At 52.0% G+C, this 11,125-nt stretch carries 11 protein-coding genes; all 11 read left to right on the top strand.

The window, feature by feature from the left end; all coding sequences use genetic code 11:
- Positions 1 to 16: 16 nt before the first annotated feature.
- A complete protein-coding gene (nuoF, locus tag ACTHS3_RS01730; RefSeq protein ID WP_003686543.1) occupies positions 17 to 1,312 on the top strand; it encodes an NADH-quinone oxidoreductase subunit NuoF in 1,296 nt (431 codons plus the stop codon).
- Between the two features lie 58 nt (positions 1,313 to 1,370).
- Positions 1,371 to 3,632: an NADH-quinone oxidoreductase subunit NuoG gene (gene nuoG / locus ACTHS3_RS01725; RefSeq protein ID WP_150540565.1), complete on the top strand. Its 2,262-nt coding sequence runs from the start codon at positions 1,371 to 1,373 to the stop codon at positions 3,630 to 3,632.
- A 2-nt stretch (positions 3,633 to 3,634) separates the two neighbouring features.
- Positions 3,635 to 4,711, top strand: coding sequence for an NADH-quinone oxidoreductase subunit NuoH (gene nuoH, locus ACTHS3_RS01720; RefSeq protein WP_002228932.1), 1,077 nt, complete (start codon positions 3,635 to 3,637; stop codon positions 4,709 to 4,711).
- Positions 4,712 to 4,786: 75 nt separating this feature from the next.
- The gene (locus ACTHS3_RS01715; protein WP_003676990.1) at positions 4,787 to 5,182 is read left to right on the top strand and encodes a GFA family protein; all 396 of its coding nucleotides are present in this window, start codon (positions 4,787 to 4,789) and stop codon (positions 5,180 to 5,182) included.
- A gap of 55 nt (positions 5,183 to 5,237) precedes the next feature.
- Positions 5,238 to 5,717, top strand: a complete 480-nt coding sequence (gene nuoI, locus ACTHS3_RS01710) for an NADH-quinone oxidoreductase subunit NuoI (protein ID WP_003747878.1) — start codon at positions 5,238 to 5,240, stop codon at positions 5,715 to 5,717.
- A gap of 11 nt (positions 5,718 to 5,728) precedes the next feature.
- Positions 5,729 to 6,400 (top strand): NADH-quinone oxidoreductase subunit J, encoded by a 672-nt coding sequence (locus ACTHS3_RS01705; RefSeq protein ID WP_070624915.1) that lies wholly within the window; start codon positions 5,729 to 5,731, stop codon positions 6,398 to 6,400.
- Positions 6,397 to 6,702, top strand: a complete 306-nt coding sequence (gene nuoK, locus ACTHS3_RS01700; RefSeq protein ID WP_003747881.1) for an NADH-quinone oxidoreductase subunit NuoK — start codon at positions 6,397 to 6,399, stop codon at positions 6,700 to 6,702. Before ACTHS3_RS01705 ends, nuoK begins: the two co-directional genes overlap by 4 nt.
- Before the next feature lie 2 nt (positions 6,703 to 6,704).
- The gene (nuoL, locus tag ACTHS3_RS01695) at positions 6,705 to 8,729 is read left to right on the top strand and encodes an NADH-quinone oxidoreductase subunit L (protein WP_070624917.1); all 2,025 of its coding nucleotides are present in this window, start codon (positions 6,705 to 6,707) and stop codon (positions 8,727 to 8,729) included.
- Positions 8,730 to 8,799: 70 nt separating this feature from the next.
- On the top strand, positions 8,800 to 9,105 hold the full coding sequence (locus ACTHS3_RS01690) for a chorismate mutase (protein WP_070624919.1): 306 nt from the start codon (positions 8,800 to 8,802) through the stop codon (positions 9,103 to 9,105).
- A gap of 76 nt (positions 9,106 to 9,181) precedes the next feature.
- Positions 9,182 to 9,502: a cupin gene (locus tag ACTHS3_RS01685; RefSeq protein WP_070624921.1), complete on the top strand. Its 321-nt coding sequence runs from the start codon at positions 9,182 to 9,184 to the stop codon at positions 9,500 to 9,502.
- 178 nt (positions 9,503 to 9,680) lie between these two features.
- The coding region (locus ACTHS3_RS01680; RefSeq protein ID WP_440366961.1) for an NADH-quinone oxidoreductase subunit M at positions 9,681 to 11,125 on the top strand (1,445 nt) is incomplete at its 3' end.

Here is an 11,125-nt window from a genome sequence, read left to right as displayed (position 1 = left end):
AACAGGCACACCAAAAATGGCTATTTACCAATCAGGCGTGATTTTTGACCAAGTGGATACCGCCAATCCCGATTGCTGGACATTGGACGAATACGTCAAACGTGGCGGTTATACCGCCCTGCGTAAAATCCTGTCCGAAAACATCTCGCAAACCGATGTGATTGACGAAGTCAAAACCTCTGGCTTGCGCGGTCGTGGCGGTGCGGGCTTCCCGACCGGTTTAAAATGGAGCTTTATGCCCCGTTCCTTCCCGGGCGAAAAATATGTGGTTTGTAACACCGACGAAGGCGAGCCGGGTACATTTAAAGACCGCGACATCATCATGTTCAATCCTCATGCCCTGATTGAAGGCATGATTATCGCCGGTTACGCGATGGGTGCGAAAGCCGGCTACAACTACATCCACGGCGAAATTTTCGAAGGCTACCAACGTTTTGAAGCCGCTTTGGAGCAGGCGCGTGCCGCAGGCTTTTTGGGTAAAAATATTTTGGGTTCGGATTTTGAATTTGAACTCTTCGCCCACCACGGCTACGGCGCATATATTTGCGGCGAAGAAACCGCATTGCTCGAATCGCTGGAAGGCAAAAAAGGCCAGCCTCGCTTTAAACCACCATTCCCTGCTTCGTTCGGCCTGTACGGCAAACCGACTACCATCAACAATACCGAAACGTTCTCCTCCGTCCCCTTCATTATCCGTGACGGCGGACAGGCATTTGCCGATAAAGGTATTCCGAATGCAGGCGGTACCAAATTGTTCTGTATTTCCGGTCATGTCGAGCGTCCAGGCAACTATGAAGTGCCGTTGGGCACGCCGTTTGCCGAAGTCCTGAAAATGGCGGGCGGTATGCGCGGCGGTAAAAAACTTAAAGCCGTCATTCCCGGCGGTTCGTCCGCGCCCGTGTTGCCTGCCGATATCATGATGCAGACCAATATGGACTATGACTCGATTTCCAAAGCAGGCTCGATGTTGGGTTCCGGCGCGATTATCGTCATGGACGAAGACGTGTGCATGGTGAAAGCCCTTGAACGCCTGAGCTACTTCTACTACGACGAGTCTTGCGGCCAATGTACGCCTTGTCGTGAAGGTACTGGCTGGCTTTACCGCATCGTCCACCGCATCGTAGAAGGCAAAGGCCGCATGGAAGACTTGGATTTGCTGGATTCCGTCGGCAACCAAATGGCAGGCCGCACTATCTGCGCCCTTGCCGATGCCGCCGTCTTCCCTGTCCGCAGCTTTACCAAGCATTTCCGTGATGAGTTTGTGCATTACATCGAACACGGCGGACCGATGAAACCGAATAAGTGGTGCTAAGTTTTCAGACGGCCTCTAAAAGAATTATTTATTAAATACCCGTAACTAGGAACGAACCATGTTACAAATCGAAATCGACGGCAAACAGGTATCTGTGGAGCAGGGCGCGACGGTGATTGAAGCCGCGCACAAGCTCGGTACTTATATCCCGCATTTCTGTTACCACAAAAAACTTTCCATCGCCGCCAACTGCCGTATGTGTTTGGTGGACGTGGAAAAAGCCCCCAAACCCCTGCCCGCCTGTGCCACGCCGGTTACAGACGGCATGATTGTGCGTACGCATTCGGCAAAAGCCCGAGAGGCGCAAGAAGGCGTGATGGAGTTCCTGCTCATCAACCATCCGCTTGATTGTCCGACCTGCGACCAAGGCGGCGAATGCCAGTTGCAGGATTTGGCGATGGGCTACGGCAAAACCACCAGCCGTTATACCGAAGAAAAACGTTCCGTCGTCGGCAAGGATATGGGTCCTTTGGTTTCCGCCGAGGAAATGAGCCGTTGTATCCACTGTACCCGTTGCGTTCGTTTCACTGAAGAAATCGCCGGCGTGCAAGAAATCGCTATGGCCAACCGCGGCGAATACTCCGAAATTATGCCTTTTATCGGCAAAGCAGTGGAAACCGAATTGTCAGGCAACGTCATCGATTTGTGTCCTGTCGGCGCATTGACCAGCAAACCGTTCCGCTTCAACGCGCGTACTTGGGAATTGAACCGCCGCAAATCCGTTTCCGCCCATGACGCTTTGGGCAGCAACCTGATTGTACAAACCAAAGACCATACCGTCCGTCGCGTGTTGCCGTTGGAAAACGAAGCCATCAACGAATGCTGGCTGTCCGACCGCGACCGTTTTGCCTACGAAGGCCTGTATCACGAAAGCCGTCTGAAAAACCCGAAAATCAAACAGGGTGGCGAGTGGATGGACGTGGATTGGAAAACCGCGTTGGAATATGTCCGCAGCGCGATTGAATGTATCGCCAAAGACGGCAACCAAAACCAAGTCGGCATTTGGGCCAATCCGATGAATACGGTTGAAGAGCTGTATCTGGCCAAAAAACTTGCCGACGGCTTGGGCGTTAAAAACTTTGCAACCCGCCTGCGCCAACAAGACAAACGTCTTTCAGACGGCCTTAAAGGTGCACAATGGTTGGGACAAAGCATTGAATCTTTGGCTGACAACGATGCCGTATTGGTAGTCGGCGCGAACTTGCGCAAAGAACAGCCGCTCCTGACCGCCCGCCTGCGCCGCGCCGCCAAAGACCGTATGGCCTTGAGCGTATTGGCCAGCAGTAAAGAAGAATTGTTTATGCCGCTTCTGTCTCAAGAAGCTGCACATCCCGATGAGTGGGCAGGCCGTCTGAAAAACCTGTCTGCCAATGCGGAACACGCCGTTACCGCCAGCCTGAAAAATGCTGAAAAAGCAGCGGTGATTTTGGGTGCGGAAGTGCAAAACCATCCCGATTACGCCGCCATTTATGCTGCCGCGCAAGAGCTGGCAGACGCGACCGGCGCAGTGCTGGGTATTTTGCCGCAAGCTGCCAACAGCGTTGGTGCGGATGTTTTGGGCGTGAACTCCGGCGAGAGCGTTGCCGAAATGGCAAATGCGCCGAAACAGGCAGTCTTGTTGCTCAACGTCGAGCCTGAAATCGATACGGCGGACGGCGCAAAAGCCGTAGCCGCGTTGAAACAGGCGAAAAGTGTGATGGCGTTTACACCGTTTGTCAGCGAAATGCTGTTGGACGTGTGCGACGTATTGTTGCCGATTGCGCCGTTTACCGAAACATCAGGCAGCTTCATCAATATGGAAGGCCGTCTGCAATCTTTCCACGGCGTGGTACAAGGCTTCGGCGATTCGCGTCCGATGTGGAAAGTGTTGCGCGTATTGGGCAACCTGTTTGACCTGAAAGGTTTTGAATATCACGATACCGCTGCGATTCTGAAAGATGCGCTGGATGCAGAAAGTCTGCCGTCCAAACTGGATAACTGCAGCACATGGACAGGGGAGGGCGTTCAGACGGCCTCAGACCGTCTCGTCCGTGTCGGCGGCGTCGGTATTTATCACACTGATCCTATCGTGCGCCGTTCCGCACCGTTGCAAGAAACCAGCCATGCCGCCGTGCCTGCCGCGCGTGTAAATCCAAACACATTGGCACGCTTGGGCCTGCAAGACGGACAAACTGTTGTTGCCAAACAAAACGGCGCAAGCGTATCGGTTGCCGTCAAAGCTGATGCCGGTTTGCCTGAAAACGTGGTGCATCTGCCGCTGCATACCGAAAATGCCGCGCTGGGTGCGTTGATGGACACTATTGAACTGGCGGGAGCTTGATCATGCAAGAATGGTTCCAAAACCTCTTTGCCGCAACGCTCGGTCTGGGCGATTTGGGTATTACCGTAGGCTTGGTGGTATCCGTCATCGTCAAAATCGTGATTATCCTGATTCCGCTGATTCTGACCGTTGCCTACCTGACGTATTTCGAACGTAAAGTCATCGGCTTTATGCAGCTTCGCGTTGGCCCAAACGTAACCGGCCCGTGGGGTCTGATTCAGCCGTTTGCCGACGTGTTCAAACTCTTGTTTAAAGAGGTAACCCGTCCGAAGCTGTCAAATAAAGCCCTGTTCTATATTGGTCCGATTATGTCGCTAGCCCCGTCTTTTGCGGCATGGGCAGTGATTCCGTTCAACGAAGAATGGGTGCTGACCAACATCAATATCGGCCTTTTGTATATCCTGATGATTACCTCGCTGTCGGTTTACGGCGTGATCATCGCGGGCTGGGCTTCCAACTCCAAATATTCGTTCTTGGGCGCAATGCGTGCTTCCGCGCAAAGCATTTCCTACGAGATTGCCATGAGTGCCGCGTTGGTGTGCGTCGTGATGGTATCGGGCAGCATGAACTTCTCCGACATCGTTGCCGCGCAAGCCAAAGGTATTGCCGGCGGTTCAGTATTCTCTTGGAACTGGCTGCCGCTCTTCCCCATCTTCATCGTTTATCTGATTTCCGCCGTTGCCGAAACCAACCGCGCGCCGTTTGACGTGGCAGAGGGTGAATCTGAAATCGTTGCCGGTCACCACGTCGAATACTCCGGCTTCGCATTCGCACTGTTCTTCCTCGCCGAATACATTTTCATGATTCTGATTGCCGCGTTGACATCGCTGATGTTCCTCGGCGGCTGGTTGTCTCCGTTCCCGCAAAGCTGGGGCTTTATCGGTACGCCTTCCGCATTCTGGATGTTCGTGAAAATGGCGGCGGTGCTGTACTGGTACCTGTGGATCCGTGCCACCTTCCCGCGCTACCGCTACGACCAAATCATGCGCTTGGGCTGGAAAGTGCTGATTCCCATCGGCTTCGCCTACATCGTGGTTTTGGGCGTGTGGATGATTTCACCGCTGAATTTGTGGAAATAGGGCAGGGAGGCCGTCTGAAAGTTTTCAGGTAGCCTGAACCCCAAATTTTTAACCGTTTCAAACCGAGAGAAACCGATGAAAGCTCAATGCCTGTGCGGCGCAGTATCACTGGAAACCGCCGAAAACCGCGAACTCCACGCCTGCCATTGCGGGAAATGCCGCACATGGGGCAGCGGCGCGTCTTTTACTTTGGCCGCCCGGTCGCCCGAAATCACAGGCAGCGAGCACATCGCGCATTATCAGTCGTCCGAATGGGCGCAACGCTGTTTTTGCAAACACTGCGGCACACACCTGTTTGTGCAGGTTGGCAACGATTATTACATCAACGCCGGGCTGTTTGCCGACAACGCGGGCTTTGAAACTACCTCACAAATCTTTATTGATTGCAAAGCTCCGTATTATGACTTGGCCAACGATACCCCGAAGCTGACCGAAGCCGAGTTTTTAGAAATGGTGGGCGCGGCAGGTTAAAAAAACCGCTTTCAGACGGCCTGTAAACAGAACAATCCGAAAAGAGCATCCGAAAATGGCTAATTTAGTAAAAACCTTCCTGCTGGGCGAATTGGTGAAAGGCATGGGCGTAACGCTCAAAAACTTTTTTGCCCGCAAAGACACGATTTACTTCCCCGAAGAGAAAACGCCGCAATCCGTGCGTTTCCGCGGCCTGCACGCGCAACGCCGTTATCCGAACGGCGAAGAGCGCTGTATTGCGTGTAAATTGTGTGAGGCAGTTTGTCCGGCAATGGCGATTAACATCGAATCGGAAGAACGCGAAGACGGCACCCGCCGCACCAAGCGTTACGACATCGACCTGACCAAGTGCATCTTCTGCGGTTTCTGCGAAGAGGCCTGCCCGACTGATGCGATTGTGGAAACCCATATTTTTGAATACCACGGCGAGAAAAAAGGCGACTTGCACATGACCAAGCCGATTCTTTTGGCCATTGGCGACAAATACGAACCCGAAATCGCCAAACGCAAAGCCGCTGACGCGCCGTATCGTTAAGGAGCAGACGAATGACTTTTTCCGCGATTCTGTTCTATATCCTTGCCGCCATCGTTTTGTACGGTGCGGTTCGTACCGTTACTGCTAAAAACCCTGTGCACGCCGCTTTGCATCTGGTGCTGACCTTCTGCGTGAGCGCGATGATTTGGATGCTGATGCAGGCCGAATTCTTGGGTGTGACGCTGGTGGTGGTTTACGTCGGCGCCGTGATGGTGTTGTTCCTGTTCGTCGTGATGATGTTGAACATCGACATTGAAGAAATGCGTGCCGGTTTCTGGCGTCATGCGCCTGTTGCCGGTGTGGTCGGCACATTGTTGGCGGTTGCCCTGATCCTGATTTTGGTCAACCCGAAAACCGACCTTGCCGCATTTGGTTTGATGAAAGACATTCCGGCCGATTACAACAATATCCGCGATTTGGGCAGCCGTATTTATACCGACTACCTGTTGCCGTTTGAGTTGGCGGCGGTATTGCTGCTGTTGGGTATGGTAGCCGCGATTGCGCTGGTTCACCGCAAAACTTTCAATCCGAAACGTATGGACCCTGCAGACCAAGTTAAAGTACGCGCCGATCAAGGCCGTATGCGCTTGGTGAAAATGGAAGCGGTCAAACCGCAAGTCGAATCTGCCGAAGAAAGCGAAGTTTCAGACGGCCTCAAGCCGGAAGGGGAGGGCAAAGCATGATTACCTTGACGCATTATTTGGTATTGGGTGCGCTCCTGTTCGGTATCAGCGCAATGGGTATCTTTATGAACCGCAAAAACGTGCTGGTATTGCTGATGTCCATCGAGCTGATGCTCTTGGCGGTGAACTTCAACTTTATCGCCTTCTCCCAATATTTGGGCGATACTGCCGGACAGATTTTCGTATTCTTCGTATTGACCGTTGCCGCTGCTGAATCCGCCATCGGTTTGGCAATTATGGTGCTGGTGTACCGTAACAGAAAAACAATCAACGTTGCCGATTTGGATGAGTTGAAAGGGTAATCATGAACGATATGACTTTATATTTGGTAATTGCCCTTGTACCTTTGGCAGGTTCGCTGATTGCGGGTTTGTTCGGCAACAAAATTGGACGTGCCGGCGCGCATACGGTTACGATACTCGGCGTGGCGGTGTCTGCCGTGCTGTCGGCTTATGTGTTGTGGGGCTTTATCGACGGAAGCCGCGCCAAGTTTGACGAGAACGTCTATACTTGGCTGACAATGGGCGGCTTGGATTTTTCCGTCGGCTTCTTGGTCGATACAATGACGGCGATGATGATGGTTGTGGTCACCGGCGTATCGTTGATGGTGCATATCTACACCATCGGTTATATGCACGATGAAAAAGTCGGCTACCAACGCTTCTTCAGCTATATTTCTTTGTTTACTTTCAGCATGTTGATGCTGATTATGAGCAACAACTTCATCCAGCTCTTCTTCGGCTGGGAAGCGGTGGGTTTGGTGTCGTATCTCTTGATCGGTTTCTATTTCAAACGTCCAAGCGCAACATTTGCCAACCTGAAAGCCTTTTTGATCAACCGTGTCGGCGACTTCGGCTTTTTGCTCGGTATCGGCTTGGTGCTTGCCTATTTCGGCGGCAGCCTGCGCTATCAAGATGTATTCGCTTATCTGCCTAATGTTCAGACGGCCACTATCCAACTGTTCCCTGGTGTCGAATGGTCTTTGATTACCGTAACCTGTTTGCTCCTGTTTGTCGGTGCGATGGGTAAATCGGCGCAGTTCCCGTTGCACGTTTGGCTGCCTGATTCGATGGAAGGCCCGACACCGATTTCTGCATTGATTCACGCCGCAACCATGGTTACCGCCGGTCTGTTCATGGTATCGCGTATGTCGCCGATTTATGAGATGAGCAGCACTGCGCTATCTGTCATCATGGTAATCGGTGCGATTACTGCTCTGTTTATGGGTTTCTTGGGCGTGATTCAAAACGACATCAAACGTGTGGTTGCGTATTCCACCCTGTCGCAACTGGGCTATATGACTGTGGCTTTGGGTGCGTCTGCCTATTCCGTAGCAATGTTCCATGTGATGACCCACGCTTTCTTTAAAGCCTTGTTGTTCTTGGCCGCAGGTAGCGCGATTATCGGTATGCACCATGACCAAGACATGCGCCATATGGGCAACCTGAAAAAATACATGCCGATTACTTGGCTGACCATGCTGATCGGTAACTTGTCGCTGATCGGTACGCCGTTCTTCTCCGGCTTCTATTCCAAAGATTCGATTATCGAAGCAGCGAAATACAGCACCCTGCCGGGCAGCGGCTTTGCCTATTTTGCCGTCCTCGCCAGCGTGTTCGTTACCGCATTTTACGCGTTCCGCCAATACTTTATGGTGTTCCACGGCGAAGAAAAATGGCGCAGTCTGCCTGAACATCATGACGATCATCATGGTGAAGAGCATCACGGCTTGGGCAAAAACGACAATCCGCACGAAAGCCCGCTGGTCGTTACCCTGCCTTTGATTTTGCTTGCCATTCCGTCCGTCATCATCGGCTATGTTGCCATCGAGCCTATGCTTTACGGCGATTTCTTCAAAGACGTGATTTTCGTCAATATCGATGCGCATCCGACCATGCACATCATGAAGGAAGAGTTCCACGGCGCATTGGCAATGGTGTCGCACAGCCTGCATTCGCCCGTACTTTACCTCGCTATCGCAGGCGTATTGAGCGCATGGCTCTTGTACGTCAAACTGCCGCACCTGCCTGCGAAAATTGCACAGGCGTTCCGTCCGGTTTACGTTTTGTTTGAAAACAAATACTACCTCGACGCCCTGTATTTCAACGTCTTTGCCAAAGGCACGCGTGCATTGGGTACTTTCTTCTGGAAAGTCGGCGATACCGCCATTATCGACAACGGCATCGTCAACGGCTCTGCCAAACTGGTCGGCGCGATTGCCGCGCAGGTACGCAAAGTCCAAACCGGCTTCATCTATACCTATGCCGCCGCTATGGTATTCGGCGTATTGGTACTGCTCGGCATGACATTCTGGGGATTGTTCCGATAAAAGCGGGATTTCAGACGGCCTGTCTATAGTTTGTGTATAGGGCCGTCTGAAAAAGAAAATTTGAGCAACAATGATTGAAGACAAATTACCGCAAACCCTGGACGAAGTCCGCGAAGCCATCGATGGTTTGGATAAGGGATTAATCGAATTACTCGCCCGCCGGCAGAAATTGGTACGGCAGGCTGGTCGTCTGAAACCTAAAAATGATGTCCAGGCGGTTTCCGCGCCCGAACGGGTGGCTCAAGTGATTGCCTCTCGCCGCGTTTATGCCGAAAAGGCCGGTTTGTCGCCCGAAGTAGCAGAAGCAGTTTGGCGCAGCATGATTGATGCGTTCATTAAACTTGAGATGGACACCAACCGTACCGACGGAGCGTAGTCAAAATCTTCGGATAACGGTTTTGACAAGAAAAATAGGGAAGAGGCCGTCTGAAATATAGAGGCGAGAAAAAACTATGTCGGACACACGAACCATCTGTTCCGCCGAATTTACCGCTTCTCGCGCATGGGGCGCACTCGACATCGCCAATATGAACGGCATCACCGTGCGCCTGCACTGGACGAACCAGCCCTACACATGGCACATCAACGACGGCGAGGAAGTGTTTGCCGTGATGGATGGCGAAGTTGATATGCACTACCGAGAAAACGGCGAAGAACACATCGTTCGTTTGAAAAGCGGAGATATCTTCTATGCAGGAATCGGCACGGAACACGTCGCCCATCCGTGCGGCGAAGCGCGGATTTTGGTGATTGAGAAAGAGGACAGTGTTTGAGGCCGTCTGAAAAGAAGGTTTGAGACAGCAACAGAATAAGAGAATGACGGCAGATATACATTTTTCTTGATTTTGCCGTACACAAAATACACAATCTTTTTCAGACGGCCTCCTGAAATGTCGTCTGGAAACCAACCCATACAACTATATTTTTTATTTTAACCACAGGTTAACCACTATGTTTTCCAACTACCTACTCAGCTTGGCAATATGGATACCCATCGCCGCAGGTGTGCTGGTTTTGGCGACCGGTAAGGACAGCCGTGCGCCACTGGCGCGTGTGCTTGCCTTCATGGGTGCGCTTGCCGGTTTCTTGGTAACGCTGCCCCTGTTTACCGGTTTCGACCGTTTGAGCGGCGGCTATCAGTTTACCGAGTTCCACGAGTGGATTCCGTTGCTGAAAATCAACTACGCATTGGGCGTGGACGGTATTTCAGTGCTCTTTATCATCTTGAATGCGTTTATTACGCTGTTGGTGGTATTGGCCGGTTGGGAAGTCATTCAGAAACGTCCGGCGCAGTATATGGCCGCTTTCCTGATTATGTCGGGTTTGATTAACGGCGCGTTTGCCGCGCAGGATGCGATTCTGTTTTATGTGTTCTTCGAGGGTATGCTGATTCCGCTGTACCTGATTATCGGTGTATGGGGCGGCCCGCGCCGCGTCTATGCGTCGGTCAAGCTGTTCCTCTATACGCTGATGGGTTCGCTCTTGATGCTGGTTGCCATGGTTTACCTGTACTATCAGACAGGTAGCTTCTCTATTGTCGATTTCCAAAACATCAAACAGATTCCGTTGGGCGTGCAACAGCTTTTGTTTGCGGCGTTCTTCCTGTCATTTGCCGTAAAAGTGCCGATGTTCCCTGTGCACACTTGGTTGCCGGATGCCCACGTTGAAGCGCCGACCGGCGGTTCGATGGTGTTGGCGGCCATTACGCTGAAGCTGGGTGCGTATGGTTTCTTGCGCTTTATCCTGCCGATTATGCCGGATGCGGCACGCTATTTTGCCCCCGTGATCATCGTATTGAGCCTGATTGCCGTGATTTACATCGGTATGGTGGCTTTGGTGCAAACCGATATGAAAAAACTGGTGGCATACTCTTCCATCAGCCACATGGGTTTTGTCACTTTGGGTATGTTCCTGTTTGTGAACGGCCAACTGAATGACTGGGCATTGAAAGGTGCAATCGTTCAAATGATTTCCCACGGTTTTGTGTCTGCCGCGATGTTTATGTGTATCGGCGTGATGTACGACCGCCTGCATACCCGAAATATTGCCGACTATGGCGGCGTGGTCAATGTGATGCCTAAGTTTGCGGCGTTTATGATGTTGTTCGGTATGGCCAATGCCGGTCTGCCTGCGACTTCCGGCTTCGTGGGCGAGTTTATGGTGATTATGGGCGCGGTTAAAGTGAATTTCTGGGTAGGCGCGTTGGCCGCCATGACCTTGATTTACGGTGCGTCTTATACCCTGTGGATGTACAAACGCGTTATTTTTGGTGCGATCCACAATCCGCACGTTGCCGAAATGAAAGACATCAATTGCCGCGAATTTGCGATTTTGGCGATTTTGGCGGTTGCTGTTTTGGGCATGGGTCTGTATCCGCAAGCGTTTATCGAAGTGGT

Source organism: Neisseria sp. P0009.S007 (genome assembly GCF_051962515.1).
This window is presented reverse-complemented; position numbering and strand designations above follow the sequence as displayed.

Bases quoted from the DNA above. Each gene is read 5' to 3' on its own strand.
- nuoF (WP_003686543.1), top strand. From the start codon at position 17: ATGGCTATTTACCAATCAGGCGTGATTTTTGACCAAGTGGATACCGCC.
- nuoG (WP_150540565.1), top strand. From the start codon at position 1,371: ATGTTACAAATCGAAATCGACGGCAAACAGGTATCTGTGGAGCAGGGC.
- nuoH (WP_002228932.1), top strand. From the start codon at position 3,635: ATGCAAGAATGGTTCCAAAACCTCTTTGCCGCAACGCTCGGTCTGGGC.
- ACTHS3_RS01715 (WP_003676990.1), top strand. From the start codon at position 4,787: ATGAAAGCTCAATGCCTGTGCGGCGCAGTATCACTGGAAACCGCCGAA.
- nuoI (WP_003747878.1), top strand. From the start codon at position 5,238: ATGGCTAATTTAGTAAAAACCTTCCTGCTGGGCGAATTGGTGAAAGGC.
- ACTHS3_RS01705 (WP_070624915.1), top strand. From the start codon at position 5,729: ATGACTTTTTCCGCGATTCTGTTCTATATCCTTGCCGCCATCGTTTTG.
- nuoK (WP_003747881.1), top strand. From the start codon at position 6,397: ATGATTACCTTGACGCATTATTTGGTATTGGGTGCGCTCCTGTTCGGT.
- nuoL (WP_070624917.1), top strand. From the start codon at position 6,705: ATGAACGATATGACTTTATATTTGGTAATTGCCCTTGTACCTTTGGCA.
- ACTHS3_RS01690 (WP_070624919.1), top strand. From the start codon at position 8,800: ATGATTGAAGACAAATTACCGCAAACCCTGGACGAAGTCCGCGAAGCC.
- ACTHS3_RS01685 (WP_070624921.1), top strand. From the start codon at position 9,182: ATGTCGGACACACGAACCATCTGTTCCGCCGAATTTACCGCTTCTCGC.